Source organism: Parundibacterium terreum (assembly GCF_014636315.1).
Classification (GTDB): Bacteria; Pseudomonadota; Gammaproteobacteria; order Burkholderiales; family Burkholderiaceae_D; genus Undibacterium; species Undibacterium terreum.
Genome location: NZ_BMED01000001.1, coordinates 647,706 through 662,825, shown reverse-complemented (window position 1 = coordinate 662,825; position 15,120 = coordinate 647,706). Strand labels below are relative to the sequence as shown.

Genomic DNA, 15,120 nt, shown 5'->3' with positions numbered 1-15,120 from the left:
CCTGCCTTGGCAGGTTCAAGTTCCTCGCTTCAACTCAGCTATTTCCAGCGCAGCTTGGCCCATGCCGCTTTTTGAGTGGAGTTCAGAAAAGTCCATGCCACCAGCCTGCTCTGTTTCTGGCCCTGGCTCATCGCGATGGTTTTGCTGTTCTGTACGCCTACTTTTTTCAAGGCGGCGTAGATGCCGGGCAGGCTGGCGGATTTGGAGACCAGTGTGCTGAACCAGAGGATGCGGGTAGGGATTTGCGCGCTTTCCTGGATCATGCGCGTGATGAAGCTTTCCTCGCCACCTGCACACCATAGTTCTGCGTTCTGGCCGCCGAAGTTCAATGCGCCGCTGGCCTCTGCCGATTTGCCCAGGTTCTGCCATTTGCGCTGAGTGCCGGCACTGGCCTCTGCTGCCGAGGCGTGGAAGGGGGGATTGCACAAGCTCAGGTCAAACCACTCGTCATCCATCACGATGCCCTTGAAGATGCTGGTGCTGGATGTCTGCAAGCGCAGGCTGATCGCCTCTTGCAAGCCTGTGTTGGCTCCCAATACCTTGTTCGCATTGTCCAGCGAGGCTGGATTGATGTCGGTGCCTGTGAACTGCCAGCCGTATTCGTGATGGCCTATCAGCGGATAAATGCAATTGGCTCCCACGCCGACATCCAGTACATGGACGCTGCTTCCGCGTGGTATGGCCCCGCGCTTGCCGGCATTGCTTTCAGCCAGCAGGTCGGCCAGGTAATGCAGATAGTCGGCCCGGCCCGGTATCGGTGGGCACAGGTAGTCAGCAGGGATATCCCATCCCTGAATGCCGTAACTATCTTTTAATAGTGCGCGGTTGAGTGCCTTGACGGCGGCTGCGTCGCTGAAGTTGATGGTTTGTTCGCCGACGGGATTGGTCATCAGGCTCTGCGCCAGTTCTTCATCGACAGCCGCAAGGCGTGCAAAGTCGTATCGGCCCTGGTGGCGATTACGCGGATGCAGCGCAGCACCGCCGGTAGTGACGTTGATTGCAGCCGTGATTGCGGTGGCAGGTTTGGTTTTGCGTGGGGCGGCTGGGGGCATGACATTGATCTTTATGGGTAGCCGCTATTGTCCCACAATGTACAGCGGCGCCTGCAATTCAAAATATCAAGACTTCGTCGCCGGCTTGCCACGGCTCGAATTTATGCATCACGGCGTTGAATAACTCGGATTCGAGCATGCGCTGCATCCAGGCATTTACAGCCTGAAAGGAGCTGGCATCAAACCATTCCCTATCCACATGGGCGAATTGGCGCACAAAAGGGAAGAGCGCCATATCGGCCAGCGAAATGCGTTCGCCGGTCAGGTAGCTGGTTTTAAGCAGTCTCTCCTCCAGCGGCGCGATCTGCAGGGCAATGCCGTTGTCGCGATAGTGGGCGGCAGGATGCTCAGGGTAGCGGCCTGCATACTTGTAGCGGTCCAGCATGGCTTTGAAGGGGGCGTCGTTGATGGCGATCAGTTGCTCTACTTCGCTGCTCTGCGCATCGTCCGGCAGCCACTGCTCGGGATCATTTTGGGCCAGCGCCCAGCGCATGATGTCCAGGCTTTGTTCAATCACTTCGCCGCCGGGCAATTGCAATACAGGCACGGTTGCCTTGGGCGATATCGCCAGCATCTCTGCGGGCTTGCTGCGCAAGGCGACTTCACGCAATTCGACAGGGATGGCGGCATATTTCAATGCCAGCCGGGCGCGCATTGCATAAGGGCAGCGGCGAAATGAATACAGGATGGGCAGGGACATCAGGAATCTGTTGGGAGGATGTGCAAGCAGCTATTGTAGGGGCTGGCGTCAAAATGCGCCAAAGACCGTTAGAATGATGCTTTTGCATTTTTATCCCATTGCTTCTTATGAGTAGTAAACATGAGTAATAAACCTGAGCTGGAAACAGCGAAAGAAAGAATGCCGCGCTTTGGCAGGCTGCTGGTAGTGTGTTTTGGTGTCATTATCATTTGTGGTCTGCTGGTATGGGTCAATGAATCCTATTTCTCGGATTGCTGCAGTTTTGATTTCCTGGACAGGATTACCGGCTACCACGGCAAGTAGAACGTAGCATCCTATTAACCCGGAGGAGACTTGTATGGAAGATAAGAAAACGCTGTCCCAATTGTGTTTTGCCGCCGCGCTCATGGTCTTGTCGGCCACTGCCGTTGCCGCTAATGTCAAGATCACTCCACTGGGTAGCCATGACGGCGAATTTTGTCGTGCTGACCGCGCACTGATCTTTGAAGATCCGGACGGCACTCGCATCCTGTACGACGCCGGCCGTACCGTACGCGGCGGCAGCGATCCCCGGCTGGGAAAAATCGATGCGGTGCTGCTGACGCATTTGCATGGCGACCACCTGGGCGACGTCTATCAGCCGACGGCAAACGCAGGCACCTGTGCAGCGCCGGATTTTTCAGCCAAAAGTACGCCGTCGTCAGTGACCGAGGAAGTTGTGCTGGCCAAGAAGGCCAAGCTCTTTGTCGGCGGCGAGATGGGTGATTTTTTTGGCAAGCGGCTTAAGGCTGCGGGTGGCGATGATCTGGTGCGCCTGGTCAGATTTGGCGGATTGGCGAAAATCGGCGGCGTTGGCATTGCCAGCGTTCCGGCTGCGCATACCAATGGCCTGGATCCCAAGTTCCTGACCGGGGCGCAGGCAGAAGGCCTGGCCGCCAGCGGATTGACGGCCTATGTCGGCCCTGCCGGCGGCTATGTCATCACTTTCTCTAACGGGCTGGCGGTGTATTTGTCTGGCGATACCGGCATCATTGCTGACCAGGACCTGGTGGTGCGCCGCTACTACAAACCAAAGCTGGCAGTCATGAACATAGGCGGCGTATTTTCTACCGGGCCGGCAGAAGCGGCGTATGTGATGAATGACCTGGTGCAGCCAAACGCAGTGATTGCCTCCCATGCCAATGAGGCGGCAACCAAGGATGGCAAGCTCTTGCCCGGCAAGACCATGGACTTCAAGAATGCGGTGAAGGTACCGGTCTATGTGCCTTTGAGCGGGAAGACGATGGAGTTTAGTGCGGAAGGGAAGTGCGTTTCCGGATGCTGAGTTAATGCTGAATTAAGCCGGAAAATCGAAAACTAAGGGTAGGCAGGGCGCCTACCCGGAATGCAGAACTAGTGAGCTGCCAGCTCTTGCGGGGCGGCAGTGCGCTGGTTGATTTCTGCCAGCCTTGCCATCCAGGGTTCTGTAATTTCAGTGATTTGCCTGTCAGTTGCCAGTATCTGGGTGATCAGTGCGATTTTACGCATGCGATCGGCGCCGCTCAGTGGTGGCAGTGGATTGGATTCCACGGCGCGGGAATGTTCTGCACATTCCTGTTCCAGCATGCTGAGGCTGGCCCAGTCATTGGCGCGTGCGGCCGCGAGCATCTGGCTGGATAAACCGGCAATATGTTCGTACAGTGCGATCACGTCTGAGGATGTCATAAGCTTCTACCGAAAAAAAGATTAAATTACGGCTTGTCCTGCATTTACGGATCGACTTTGGTGAAACTTTAGGGCGATTTGAAAATAATTTAAAAGAATTGTGAAAAATTGCCTTTCCGGTAGAGTTTTGTCATCTGTATTGACTGATTTACTTCAGATTTTTGGATGGCTTGTGTAATTTTGATATGTTTTTGTGCTCAATTCGCCGCTGAGCGAGAGCAGGCGGGCTATCCGAGGTCTGTTTGAAGATATGCGGCCAATGTGCCGATGTTATTCTGGGGCATCATTTCTGCTCACTACCTGTATGTTTACTTAAGTATTTGTTGCCTCGGCGGTGTGCGCCAGGGTCTACACTGTCTTAGGCATGCAATAGAAATCCGCAGATAAATCCGATTTGAGTGCCTCGATGAGTGATAAAAATACCAAGGAAATGAGTTCCAGCTCGCTGGATCCTGCCAATCCGGAGGAATGGCAAGCGTTCAGGCAGCAAGCTCACGGCATGCTGGACGATATGCTGGGATATCTGCAGGACATCCGCAGCCGCCCCGTGTGGCAGCCCATACCCGATGCAATCCGTGCCGGCTTTCACGAACCCTTGCCACGCGCGCCTGGAGACCTGGCGCAGGCGCATCGCACATTCATGGACAATATCCTGCCTTATGCGGTGGGTAATGCGCATCCGGGCTTTATGGGCTGGGTGCATGGCGGCGGCTCGCCGGTGGGCATGCTGGCCGAGATGCTGGCCGCCGGACTGAATGCCAACCTGGGCGGGCGTGACCATATTCCGATTGAGGTGGAGCGCCAGATCGTACGCTGGGTGCGCGAGTTGTTCGGCTTTCCTGAGACTGCCAGCGGCTTGTTTGTCACCGGCTCTTCCATGGCCAATTTTATCGGCACGCTGGTAGCGCGCACCAGGAAACTGGGCGCGGATGTCCGTACCGACGGCGTGGCAGCCAGTGCGCAGCGCCTGAGCGCCTATACCTCGGCCCGCGCACACGGCTGCATCGCCCAGGCGATGGATCTGGCGGGCCTTGGCAGGGACATGCTGCGTCTGATTCCTGTCAATGAATACGGGCAGATGGACCTGTCCGTCCTGGCCGCCCAGCTCAAGGTGGATAGCGAGCGCGGCTTTACGCCTTTCCTGATTGTCGGCACGGCAGGTACTGTGGATGCCGGTGCGATTGATGATCTGACGGCGATTGCCCAGATAGCGCGCCAGCATGATGCCTATTTCCATGTGGACGGCGCTTTTGGCGCGCTGGCCATGCTGTCGCCGCAACTGGCACCGCGCCTGAAAGGGCTGGAGCTTGCCGATTCCGTCGCCTTTGATTTCCATAAATGGATGCAGGTACCGTATGACGCAGGTTTTATCCTGGTACGTGACGGCGAACTGCATCTGGAAACTTTTGCCTCCCAGGAAAAAACCTACCTGAAGCGCGGTGAGCGCGGCATGGCTGCAGGCTCTCCCTGGCCTTGCGACTATGGACCCGATTTATCGCGTGGCTTTCGTGCGCTAAAAACCTGGTTCACGTTGAAGGTTTACGGCGCCGATGGCCTGGCGCGGGTGATAGAGCATAGCTGCGCGCTGGCGCAGTACCTGCAACAGAAAATCACGGCAAACCCGCAGTTGCAATTGCTGGCCCCTGTTGCACTGAATATCGTCTGCTTCCGTTATCTGCCGGAGGGCATCAGTGATGAACAGGCCGATGCGCTGAATCAGCAGATTGTAATTGCCTTGCAGGAGTCCGGTATTGTTGCCCCCTCATCGACGACGATGGGCGGCCATTTTGCGATACGGGCAGCGCTGTTTAATCATAGAACAAGTACCCAGGATATTGATGCACTGCTGGATGCAACACTGACATTCGGCCGGCGACTCGCTGCCGCATAGCGTCACCGACCGTCACCGACAGGAACACAAGGAATAACTTATGAAACCGACCAATCTTGCTCCTGTATTTACTCCAGGTTCTGATTACCTGATGGGCCTGGCAGCAATGCTGCGGGCCGCCTACTATTCAGTCAACCTGACTCCATTGGGCAATGAGCTGATCGAGCATTTGAATACCCATCCGGCGGATGCGAATGCAATGATGGATCTGTCCACCATCCTGTATATGCTGGGTAGCCGCGAGGTGGCCATCGCCACCCAGGCGGAGGCATTGGATCTGGCGCGCTTCTACCAGTTGCCGACAGCGCTAGGCAATGAAGTCAAATTACGCGTATTGGCGTTGATGGTGCCGGGCGACTTCATGGCGAACACACCGATAGAGTTCCTGCTGGAAGACTCCGATGTTGCTGTTGACCTGCTGTACGTGTTGCCGGGCGTGCCTTTGCCTGAGCTGGTGCCGGACCATGATGTACTTTTTGTCGCTGTCGGCGAGGCAGAAAATACGCATGAACTGTTGGCGCAGATCGCCGAAGAAACGCGCGATTGGCCGCGCCCTGTGCTGAACCGTGCAGAACACTCGCTGAAATTGTCGCGCGACCGGGTTGCCAAGCTTCTGGCCGGTACCGAGGGTATCTGCATGCCGGTGACCACCAGGGTAGACCGGCGCGCGCTGGAGCGGCTTGCCGCATCCGAGATTACGCCACTGTCCTTGCTGGGCGATGGCGACTTCCCTATTATCGTCAGGCCGGTCGGTTCGCATGCCGGGCATGGCTTGATGAAGCTGCTGTCCGCATCGGACGTGCGCGCCTACCTGGACAATATGCTGGAGGATGAGTTTTTCATTTCGCGCTTTGTCGATTACAGCAATGCTGACGGACTATTCCGCAAATATCGCATTGTTTTGGTGGACGGCAAGCCTTTCCTTTGCCATATGGCGGTGTCCGAGCACTGGATGATCCATTACCTGAACGCCGGCATGGCCGAGAGCCAGCCCAAGCGGGATGAAGAGGCGCAGGCAATGGCAAGCTTTGACGAAGGTTTTGCCAAGCGCCATCAGGCTGCCTTTGCACGGATCGTCGAAAAATTTGGTCTTGATTATGTCGGCATCGATTGTGCGGAAACCGTGGATGGCGAGTTCCTGGTGTTCGAAGTGGATACCAGCATGATCGTGCACGGCATGGACCCGGTGGATTTATATCCATACAAGCCGGTGGCTATGCAAAAAGTGTTTGATGCATTCCGTGCTTTGCTGTCGCGTGCCAGTGCGCAGACGGCCGGAGCGGTTTGAAGAGGGGCATAGATGATAGTCAGCGTTCCCGCCTATGTGTTGCCGGATACCGCAGCCTTGCTGGTATCGGGTGGCGATGAGCGCATTGCGCTGGACACTTTTCATCAAAAAAATAAATATGGCTGCCGCGCCACCTATACCAATGGCCTGGTGGGTTTCGGCTCCTGTACCGCATCCGGCATTTCCGCAGAAGGCTTTGCGGCGGCCGAGCGCCTGCGCGCTCGCATCGCGGGCGAGCTGCGGCATTTTTCACCGGTAGAGGTCTATCGGCGTGAAATGCGGCGCATGCGCAGGGCCGTGCTGGATCTGTGCGGGCTGAGCGGAACTGCCACCGACCTGATATTTGCCGCCTCCGGCACCGACATTCATCTGATTGCCGCACAACTGGCTTCGACCTTGTCCGATGCTCCCTTGCACATCATTATGGTATGTGCAGAGGAAAGCGGCAGTGGTGTGCCGCATGCGCTGGGCGGTCGTCATTTCAGTGCGGCGACAGCGTCCAGCCTCAATGCGGGCAAGGGTGAACCCATTGCTGCTCATGCCATCGCTGGCGTCAGCCACGTAGCGCTGCGTAACGCACAGGGGGCTGCCCGCGACCTTGCCGACATCGATGCAGACGTCAGCGGGCAGGCGCAGGCAGCGATAAGCGCCGGACAGCATGTGTTACTGGTGGTAACGGATGTCTCCAAGACCGGCTGTATCGCACCCAGCCCGCAATGTGCCATCCAGTTGCAGCATCAATATCGGAGGCGGCTGCATGTGCTGGTGGATGCCTGCCAATGGCGGATCACGCATTCAAGTTTACGTGCCTACCTGGAGCAAGGCTTCATGGTGGCGATCACCGGATCAAAGTTTGCCTCCGGGCCTTCGTTTTCGGGCGCTTTGCTATTGCCTGATGCCATGCGCCAGCTATTGCATGGAAAAGACCTGACAGCGGCAATCCACAATTACTCGATAAGGGATGATTGGCCGGAATACTATCTGGCAGCGCATTCGCTGGAGCCGGATTTTAATTTTGGTTTGCTGCTGCGCTGGGAAGTCGCCTTGCATGAACTGCGGGCCTTTTATGCGATACCCGAGGCCAGGGCCCGTTATTTCATGCAGCGTTTTTCTGCGCGGGTATTGCAGCGCCTGAATGAGGATGACTGTTTCGAGGTGCTCGATAGCACCGCGCTGGATAGGCAGGCGCTAGGGCATATCGCCGGCTGGGATGAAATTCCCGGCATCATGGCCTTTGTCATCTACAAGCCGGGCAAGGGCGCCCATGGTAGCGACCGGCAAGCTTTAAGCCGCGCGCAGACCAGGCAAGTGTATGAGCGTTTGCAAGATCCGCAGTATCCGCACATCAGCCCCTATCTGTTTCAACTGGGGCAGCCTGTGGAGTGCGGCGAGCGCGGAGGTGTGCCGGTTACCGCCTTGCGCCTGTGTATCAGCGCCCGGCTGGTGGCGCAGGCAGTGGGCGATATGCACGGCGATGGTGGCGACGCAGTGATCGAGCAGGCAATGCTGTGTCTGGATGAAATCGTTGCAATGATCTGATTTTTTACGATTTCAGCGATTGCAGCGACCTCCCTAAATACTTTTACTTGCTGACCTGGTAGCTGAGTAGCTGCTGGCGGGTCCGCGCTTCGGGCATGCCTTCAGGGGTGAAGGTTTCTGAAATGGACTGCACTTCGCGCTTTACCTGCGGGCTATACCAGCTGGTGATCACCACCAGGCCATTCGCCGGATTGTGTTCCAGCGACCATTTGTTTTTGTAGACTGTCTTGATGGCCTTGAATTTTCCAGCGGGCGTGTCTATCGTTTCCCAGCCTTTTACCTCCGCCTCAAACTGATTGGTCAGCACTTGTGACTCGCTATCCGGTTCCGTATTATTGACAGGGACTTCCTGGCGGATCTGGAAAGTCCATTTTTTGCCTGGCTCCAGCGGCCATTTATACATGATCTTTTCTTCGCGCTCGCCACGGAACATCGTCACACTATTCATGTCGGCACGGCCGGTAGTTTCAAATGCCTTGGGCATCATCAGCTCGCCATTGCCGGTATTGGCCTTGCTCTCGATGAAAAGGCGAATGTAGTCATCGTCCACGCCTATGGTTTTGAGTGTCATTTGCCCCAGTTCCCGGGAAGACCACAAGTCTATCGTGTTATAGGACCAGGTATCCTCGGCGGCGGGTTTGGGCGAGGGCACGCTTTGAGCATGAGCTGCCGGCGCAATCACCAGGCAGGCTGCAAGCATCAGGCCGGCAAAGCGGGCAATAGAGAGTAGGGGCAGGGAAGAGTTTTTCATCTGTATCAATTGCGCTGAAATGGGAGAGCCCATTCTAGTATGGAAAAAGGCGCGCAATTGCTGTACAGATGTTTGAGCTTTGTAACCGGGCGTAAGATTTTTTAGGCGCCAATTAAGCTTGTGGCGCGTATGCGATGGTCTACTGGCGGGCGCTGTCTGTTGCGGAAAGCTTGGTGGCTTCTATGGGGCCCAGATCTTCTACCAGCATGAAATAACCTGTCCTGGCGACGAACTTGCTGCCCTCCAGCATGGTTCCCGGTTTGATATAGCAAAACAGGCCTAAGCCTACGCCGCCGCATTGTATCCCCGCCGATGGCTTGCTTCCCGGTAGTAATGCATCCATCGCCTTGCGCAAGGTGGCATCGGTCACCAGCGTGAATTTGCTCTCTACATTGGCGACGTTAGGGCCCGCATTTGTGCCGGCGATGACACGCAACGCATATTGCTGGTCTTTTTTTCGCAATACCAGCTGTATTGGCGGATCTTGCTTGCTGGGGCGAAGCTGGTAGGTGCCGCTGAAATTGTCGGTATCAGCCGAAGTGGCTGCACCGGCTAGAGAAGCGACAAACAGCATTGTTATGGAAATGACTTTTTTCACCGGGGCCGTAGTAGATAAATAATCGATGCAAAGGCGATGCTAAGGATATGCAACTGAGTGCAGGATTCTACCATCGTGTATTGCATGGATGCACTGTCGGAGTTGGCGGTATTCAAATAGAAATGTAAAGAAAGGTGTATTGAGTGCAGGTTACAACAGGTGCATCAGGCGCTGAGCAGGCGAAGCGCGGCCTGGCCCGCAATATTGGCTTGGGCCAGCATTGCGGTTCCTGCTTGCTGCAGGATTTGATTGCGTGTGAGTGAGGCCGTTGCCGACGCAAAATCGGTGTCCTGGATGCGGGAGCGGGCGGCCGACAAGTTAAGCGAGGAAGCAGACAGGTTTGCCTGGACGCTGCCCAAGCGGTTCTCCAGGGCGCCCAGGTCAGCGCGAATATCATCAAAACGGGCCAGTTTTCCATCGATGTAGCTGAGTGCAGCGCTTGCGGCACTGATGGTCGTGACATCCACAGCGGGTTCTCCGCCAAAACCGGCGGCCTGCGGGGCCAGCACAAACTGGCCGGTATCGGTTGCCGCCACGACACCCGGTGTGAAGCCGGCATTGCCCGGGCTCAGTCCGCCTATGGTAAGGCTGGGCCGGGTCGGTGACGGGGTATTGCTGACTGTGATCTGGCCGTGGAAAGTGCCAGTTGACAATCCCAGTTTGGCGGCGGATCCCGGCACTGTTTCGGAGATGACGATATCGCGGCCGTCGGCGGCATCCAGGTTGATCGTACTGCCCGCCGTGGCTACAGCATCAACACCGCTCGCGCCCAGTGCAGCACTGATTGCGGCGGCGGCACTAAGCGCCAGCGCATGCCCGCTGGCACCGCTGATTGCGCCCAAGGCTACGCCGTTGATGGAAAGCGCGCCTGCCGCAATAACGCCATTGGAGCTGACATTTCCTGAAATGGCGGTATCTGCTGTCGCCGTCACCGTGGGGATATTCGCAGCTGTAATAGCCTGCGCAATAGCCCAGGCGCTGGAATTACTCTGGCCGGCTTGCGCACCCGCGGTTGATGCGCCGACCGATATTCCATTGATGCTGAGATTGCCCGCGGCAATTGCAGAGCTTGCATTGCCGATGGCGCTAGCCTGCGCGAGTGGCGTATTGACCAGCGTGATCTTCGTCAGCGGCTTGGCAAATAGCTCAGGAATATTCACAGCCAGGGTCTGGCCGTAGTTGGGGCCTATCTGCAATTTCTGGCCGGTGAAGGAGCCATCCAGCAATTTGTTGCCGTTGAATTCAGCCTGGTTCGCCATTTGTTGGTTGGCTGCAACCAGTTGATCCACTTCGGACTGTATGGCATCCCTGTCCGACCGTGAATTGCTGCCGTTGGCAGCCTGTACCGCCAGCGTGCGCATGCGCTGAAAATTATCGGTAATCTTGTCCAGGGTACCTTGTGCTGTCTGCAGCAGCGATATGCCGTCATTGGCATTGCGCAAAGCCTGGGTCTGGCCGCGAATTTGCGCAGTCATGCGATCGCTGATGGCAAGGCCGGCGGCATCGTCTCGTGCGCTATTAATCCTCAGGCCTGAAGAAATGCGCTGCACATCCGTTTCCATGCCAGCCTGTGCTCTGGTCAGGTAGCGCTGGGTGGTCAGGGATGCAATGTTCGTATTGATTTGTAGCATCCTGCGCCTTCATGGTTTGCTCATCCTCAAGCCGGAGCGCAGCGTGAGGATCGTTGCTCTTATAGCTTAACGGCAATATGGGGCCAACTCTTTAGGGGTCGGAAAAGCAAGGCGCATGCTGAAGTTGCAATTGTGCTATTGTTGTGGTGCAGTGTCAAAACTTGAACGCCTGAATATCTCCAACAAAGAAAGAGGTAGATCATGATGAAACTCATACTAGGTAGTACGTCTGCGCTTGCGCTGACCGTTTTTCTTGCAGGCTGCGCATCGTCCCCCATGCCCCTGGACAAAACGCCCGTAGTACCGGATGCACTTAAAGTGCCCTCCGGCCAGGTGTTGTCGCAAGCCTTCCGCGCGACAGGCATACAGATTTATGAATGCCGGCAAAATAAGGATGATGCACAGAAGTTTGAGTGGGTGTTCAAGGCGCCTGAGGCAACCTTGCTGGATGGTGCCGGTAATAAAGTCGGCAAGCACTACGAGGGGCCTACCTGGGAATCCAATGACGGCAGCAAGGTGGTCGGCGAAGTCAAGGGCAAGGATAACGGCCCGGATGCCGCTGCGATTCCCTGGCTGCTGCTGAGTGCCAAAACGGTGAGCGGCAAGGGCATCTTCGGCCCCACGCAAAGCATACAGCGCCTGTACACGACTGCCGGCAAGGCACCGGCGGCTGAATGCACGGCCAAGCTCAAGGGGGCTGAAGAGAGGGTTCCTTACACCGCCACCTATTACTTCTACTCTGCCACGAAATAAAACCGGGCTTGCCTTCTCGACGGCGTGTGCCGGCATAGTGTTGTGCCGGCACACACTGGCTTGACCAGGCCAGCCAGTCCTGCAATACTTGTATCCCTTCCCAACCTTGCACAGGAGAGAGCCATGAGAACATTTGATATTGCCTTCCTGTCGGCTGCTGCCTAAGCACGATTCCGCGATTCTCCCCCTGTTTTTCTAGCCGAAATTTTTTCAAAATTTTCTGCGGCTATACATTTCTTTTAATCCAGGTGCGCTGAGTCTCCCGCTCGCACGCGGCTGACCACCCACATTCTCGTTCCACCGGCGCGCGTAGTGCCGGGTGGCTGTGCCTGCGCGCGCAGGCGATCTGAGGGATTAAAACGACATCATGAACGACATCAATATTGAACATTTGAAATTGATAGGATTTACACAGGCTATTCGCAATCATTTTTTTAACAGGAATACCGATATATCTGAAATATCTGAAATATCTGGCATAGCGGAAAACACAACACTGGTACGTATCGTGGAGGTGCAGCGTGATTGTTTCATCGCACACACCCGATTCGGGGAATGCACGGTGCGGGTATTACCAAAGTTATTGGCTGATCTGCAGGAGCAGGGTGAGAACCTCGCTATCGGAGATTGGGTTTTAATCAGGGCGGATGCCTTTGGCGAGCTTTGGGTAAATGGGCTGCTCCCGCCGTTGAACCAGTTGGCCCGGCGTGCCAATGACGGCCGGCGCCAGGTGCTGGCGGCCAATATAGATACTGCCTTGCTGGTGATGGGGCTGGATCATGACTTCAATCTGCGCCGCATGGAGCGCTATATCGCGCTGGTGCATGCCAGCGGCATTGCGGCGCTTGCCGTGATGAGCAAGGCTGATATAGGCATCGATGTGGATGCGCGCCTGGCGCAATTGCGGCAGCGCCTGCCAGCCAGCGTACCGGTGCTGGCGGTCAATGCGCTGGACCGGCAAGCGAGTGTTGAACTGGCGCCATGGACGGGAGCAGGGCAGACGCTGGTGGTGCTGGGTTCTTCCGGCGTTGGCAAATCGACGTTGACCAATACGCTGACGGCAAGCAGTTCACAGCAGACCGGCGGCAATCGCAAAGGAGATGGCAGGGGGCGGCATACCACGACTGCACGCTCGCTGCACTTGTGTGAGGGAGGGGCCTGCATCATCGATACACCGGGTCTGCGCACCTGGAGGCCAGATGCCGATGAGCAGACGCTGGCAGCGACTTTCACTGATATCGAGGCGCTGGCTGAGCATTGCCAGTTCCGCGATTGCTGTCACCAGGGCGAACCGGGCTGTGCCGTCGCAGCAGCCGTGCCTGCCGACCGCCTGCTGAACTACCATAAGCTGCTGCGCGAGGCACGCCGCAGCCAGCAGACGCATCTGGAGCGCAGTGCCCAACTCAGCAAGTGGAAGAAGATCAGCAAGGCGGCCCGCCAAAGGTCCAGGGAAAAACGCGCCTGACCTTCGCGTTCCGGCGTGGCGGCTGTCTGGCTGCCATGCCGGGCACAGCGTGTTTTTTCCCTGTATGATCTTTTGCGGGTAAACAAGAAATAATACAAACCAAAACAGACCACGGAGACACTATGAAACGCACTATCCTTACTGCTATTTATCTGGGACTTATCATGACATCGACTGCAATTGCGCAAACCCGGTTGCCGACCATTGCGCCGGAAAAATATACCGATGAACAAAAGAAAGCTGCCGAGGAATTCCTGGCAACGCGCAAGGTGCCGGTATTCGGTCCGTTTGAACCGCTGATGCATAGCCCGCAGATGATGAGCCAGGCAAGGGCGATGGGCGATTATCTGCGCTATCACTCGGCGATAGGCAATACGCTGAGCGAATTCGCCATCCTGGTGACCGCGCGTGAGTGGACGCAAGACTACGAATGGTATGTGCATTATCCGATCGCACTGAAAATGGGCGTCAAGAAGGAAGTTGCCGACGCCATTGCGGATGGCCGCCGTCCTGCCGGCATGTCTGCCGATGAAGAGATAGTCTATGATTTTTCGATGGAACTGCATAAGAACAAGCGCGTCTCCGACGCCACGTTTGCACGCGCAGAGAAGCGCTTCGGCAAGAATGGCGTAGTGGACCTGACCGGCATCAATGCCTATTACACGCTGCTGGCAATGCAGTTGAACATGGCGCAATATCCATTGCCCAAGGACGGCAAGCCCTTGCAGCGTTTTCCTGAGTAGGGCGCTGGCGGATGGATAGATTAAGTGTAATGAGGTTGTTTGTGGATGCCGCGGCGCTTGGTAGTTTTTCTGCGGCCGGGCGCAAGCAGGGCCTGTCGCCTGCAGCCTCCAGCGCCTGCATACAGAGGCTGGAAGCTTCGCTGAAAGTCAAACTGTTTGAACGCACTACGCGCAATCTGCGGCTGACCGAGGAGGGCGAAGTATATCGCCTGTATGGCCAGCAGGTGCTGGACTTGATGAATGAAGCCGATCACGCGCTGCAGCAGGGTAAAGGCCTGGTGCAGGGAACAGTAACGATCTCTGCGCCATCCGATCTGGGCCGTAATTTGCTGCTGGACGATCTGCACCAGTTCCGCAGCATGCACCCCGATGTGCGTTTTGTCCTGACCCTGACCGACGGCACGCAAAACCTGGTGCAGGAAGGCATAGACCTGGCGATACGCTACGGCCAGCCTGCCGACAGCAGCATGGTGGCGCGGCCTTTGTTTGCCAACCGGCGCGTAATCTGCGCGGCGCCCGCATGTGTGGAGCGCTACGGCATGCCGGCAACGCCGCAGCAGTTGGCCGAGCTACCCACACTGGTGCTGACCACGGCACAATGGACTGTCAACGAGTGGCGCTATCGGGAGTGTGGAGAAGATGGTGTGGATGGCGGCACGAAGTCTGTTCGCCTGAGCAATACGCAGCAAAGCAATGACGGCGAAGTGATACGCAAATGGGCGCTGCAAGGATATGGCTTTGCCCGCAAGTCCTGGCTGGATGTCGGTGGTGATGTGCTGGCAGGCCGCCTAGTGACGGTGCTGGATGATTTTTTTGCGGACAGCGTGCCGCTGAATATCCTGTATCACCAGAATCGTTTCCAGGCCCCGCGCGTCAGGCTGCTGGTGGAATTTCTGCAGCAACGCTTTGAAAAACGCGCTGCCGAGTTACCGTGGCCGACTGCAAGATAGCGTCATCGCGGATTGTGCAATAATATGCTAAAGCATACTTTCATGACTAAAATTATGCTTTAACATACTTTACTTT

The 15,120-nt window shown here is 56.4% G+C and carries 15 protein-coding genes; 9 read left to right on the top strand and 6 right to left on the bottom strand.

Translation table 11 applies throughout. From position 1 onward, the window contains the following. Positions 1-38 precede the first annotated feature (38 nt). Complete coding sequence (rlmF, locus tag IEW12_RS03105) at positions 39-1,052, bottom strand: 23S rRNA (adenine(1618)-N(6))-methyltransferase RlmF (RefSeq protein ID WP_188564507.1); 1,014 nt, start codon at positions 1,050-1,052, stop codon at positions 39-41. Between the two features lie 58 nt (positions 1,053-1,110). After that, complete coding sequence (locus IEW12_RS03100; protein ID WP_188564506.1) at positions 1,111-1,752, bottom strand: glutathione S-transferase; 642 nt, start codon at positions 1,750-1,752, stop codon at positions 1,111-1,113. Positions 1,753-1,872: 120 nt separating this feature from the next. Between IEW12_RS03100 and IEW12_RS03095 the strand changes: the two genes are divergently transcribed. Both IEW12_RS03095 and IEW12_RS03090 read left to right on the top strand, forming a co-directional pair. Continuing rightward, positions 1,873-2,055 carry a hypothetical protein gene (locus IEW12_RS03095; RefSeq protein ID WP_188564505.1) on the top strand — a complete coding sequence of 61 codons (183 nt, stop codon included), beginning with the start codon at positions 1,873-1,875 and terminating at the stop codon, positions 2,053-2,055. A gap of 34 nt (positions 2,056-2,089) precedes the next feature. Next, the gene (locus IEW12_RS03090) at positions 2,090-3,055 is read left to right on the top strand and encodes an MBL fold metallo-hydrolase (protein WP_188564504.1); all 966 of its coding nucleotides are present in this window, start codon (positions 2,090-2,092) and stop codon (positions 3,053-3,055) included. A 68-nt stretch (positions 3,056-3,123) separates the two neighbouring features. On the opposite strand, the gene IEW12_RS03085 is transcribed toward IEW12_RS03090, so the two are convergent. Further along, the gene (locus IEW12_RS03085; RefSeq protein WP_188564503.1) at positions 3,124-3,435 is read right to left on the bottom strand and encodes a flagellar protein FliT; all 312 of its coding nucleotides are present in this window, start codon (positions 3,433-3,435) and stop codon (positions 3,124-3,126) included. Positions 3,436-3,841: 406 nt separating this feature from the next. Here IEW12_RS03085 and IEW12_RS03080 point away from each other — a divergent pair, with 406 nt between their 5' ends. Genes IEW12_RS03080 through IEW12_RS03070 form a run of 3 tightly spaced genes read left to right on the top strand, consistent with a single transcriptional unit; the run spans position 3,842 to position 8,153 of the window. Further along, complete coding sequence (locus IEW12_RS03080) at positions 3,842-5,326, top strand: pyridoxal phosphate-dependent decarboxylase family protein (RefSeq protein ID WP_229750887.1); 1,485 nt, start codon at positions 3,842-3,844, stop codon at positions 5,324-5,326. A gap of 40 nt (positions 5,327-5,366) precedes the next feature. Further along, complete coding sequence (locus IEW12_RS03075; RefSeq protein ID WP_229750886.1) at positions 5,367-6,614, top strand: ATP-grasp domain-containing protein; 1,248 nt, start codon at positions 5,367-5,369, stop codon at positions 6,612-6,614. 12 nt (positions 6,615-6,626) lie between these two features. Then, positions 6,627-8,153, top strand: a complete 1,527-nt coding sequence (locus IEW12_RS03070) for a hypothetical protein (RefSeq protein WP_188564502.1) — start codon at positions 6,627-6,629, stop codon at positions 8,151-8,153. 43 nt (positions 8,154-8,196) lie between these two features. Here the strand turns inward: IEW12_RS03070 and IEW12_RS03065 are convergent, their stop codons facing one another. The 3 genes from IEW12_RS03065 to IEW12_RS03055 form a co-directional block, all read right to left on the bottom strand. After that, on the bottom strand, positions 8,197-8,904 hold the full coding sequence (locus IEW12_RS03065; protein ID WP_188564501.1) for a hypothetical protein: 708 nt from the start codon (positions 8,902-8,904) through the stop codon (positions 8,197-8,199). A gap of 139 nt (positions 8,905-9,043) precedes the next feature. Further along, on the bottom strand, positions 9,044-9,502 hold the full coding sequence (locus IEW12_RS03060) for a hypothetical protein (RefSeq protein WP_188564500.1): 459 nt from the start codon (positions 9,500-9,502) through the stop codon (positions 9,044-9,046). 164 nt (positions 9,503-9,666) lie between these two features. Then, positions 9,667-11,133, bottom strand: a complete 1,467-nt coding sequence (locus IEW12_RS03055) for a flagellin N-terminal helical domain-containing protein (RefSeq protein WP_188564499.1) — start codon at positions 11,131-11,133, stop codon at positions 9,667-9,669. A 201-nt stretch (positions 11,134-11,334) separates the two neighbouring features. Between IEW12_RS03055 and IEW12_RS03050 the strand changes: the two genes are divergently transcribed. From IEW12_RS03050 to IEW12_RS03035, 4 genes are all read left to right on the top strand, one after another. Further along, positions 11,335-11,886: a DUF3455 domain-containing protein gene (locus IEW12_RS03050; RefSeq protein ID WP_188564498.1), complete on the top strand. Its 552-nt coding sequence runs from the start codon at positions 11,335-11,337 to the stop codon at positions 11,884-11,886. 562 nt (positions 11,887-12,448) lie between these two features. Continuing rightward, positions 12,449-13,351: a ribosome small subunit-dependent GTPase A gene (rsgA, locus tag IEW12_RS03045; protein WP_229750885.1), complete on the top strand. Its 903-nt coding sequence runs from the start codon at positions 12,449-12,451 to the stop codon at positions 13,349-13,351. A 122-nt stretch (positions 13,352-13,473) separates the two neighbouring features. Next, entirely contained in the window at positions 13,474-14,094 is a 621-nt protein-coding gene (locus IEW12_RS03040; RefSeq protein ID WP_188564496.1) for a carboxymuconolactone decarboxylase family protein, read from the top strand. A gap of 29 nt (positions 14,095-14,123) precedes the next feature. Beyond that, a complete protein-coding gene (locus tag IEW12_RS03035; protein WP_229750884.1) occupies positions 14,124-15,044 on the top strand; it encodes a LysR family transcriptional regulator in 921 nt (306 codons plus the stop codon). The last annotated feature ends 76 nt before the right edge of the window (positions 15,045-15,120 follow it).

What these genes read in the sequence shown, in the direction of transcription:
- IEW12_RS03090 (WP_188564504.1), top strand. Translation starts at nt 2,090, where the DNA reads ATGGAAGATAAGAAAACGCTGTCCCAATTGTGTTTTGCCGCCGCGCTC.
- IEW12_RS03070 (WP_188564502.1), top strand. Translation starts at nt 6,627, where the DNA reads ATGATAGTCAGCGTTCCCGCCTATGTGTTGCCGGATACCGCAGCCTTG.
- rlmF (WP_188564507.1), bottom strand. Translation starts at nt 1,052, where the DNA reads ATGCCCCCAGCCGCCCCACGCAAAACCAAACCTGCCACCGCAATCACG.
- IEW12_RS03095 (WP_188564505.1), top strand. Translation starts at nt 1,873, where the DNA reads ATGAGTAATAAACCTGAGCTGGAAACAGCGAAAGAAAGAATGCCGCGC.
- IEW12_RS03075 (WP_229750886.1), top strand. Translation starts at nt 5,367, where the DNA reads ATGAAACCGACCAATCTTGCTCCTGTATTTACTCCAGGTTCTGATTAC.
- IEW12_RS03065 (WP_188564501.1), bottom strand. Translation starts at nt 8,904, where the DNA reads ATGAAAAACTCTTCCCTGCCCCTACTCTCTATTGCCCGCTTTGCCGGC.
- IEW12_RS03035 (WP_229750884.1), top strand. Translation starts at nt 14,124, where the DNA reads ATGAGGTTGTTTGTGGATGCCGCGGCGCTTGGTAGTTTTTCTGCGGCC.
- IEW12_RS03100 (WP_188564506.1), bottom strand. Translation starts at nt 1,752, where the DNA reads ATGTCCCTGCCCATCCTGTATTCATTTCGCCGCTGCCCTTATGCAATG.
- IEW12_RS03040 (WP_188564496.1), top strand. Translation starts at nt 13,474, where the DNA reads ATGAAACGCACTATCCTTACTGCTATTTATCTGGGACTTATCATGACA.
- IEW12_RS03080 (WP_229750887.1), top strand. Translation starts at nt 3,842, where the DNA reads ATGAGTGATAAAAATACCAAGGAAATGAGTTCCAGCTCGCTGGATCCT.
- IEW12_RS03050 (WP_188564498.1), top strand. Translation starts at nt 11,335, where the DNA reads ATGATGAAACTCATACTAGGTAGTACGTCTGCGCTTGCGCTGACCGTT.
- IEW12_RS03085 (WP_188564503.1), bottom strand. Translation starts at nt 3,435, where the DNA reads ATGACATCCTCAGACGTGATCGCACTGTACGAACATATTGCCGGTTTA.
- IEW12_RS03055 (WP_188564499.1), bottom strand. Translation starts at nt 11,133, where the DNA reads ATGCTACAAATCAATACGAACATTGCATCCCTGACCACCCAGCGCTAC.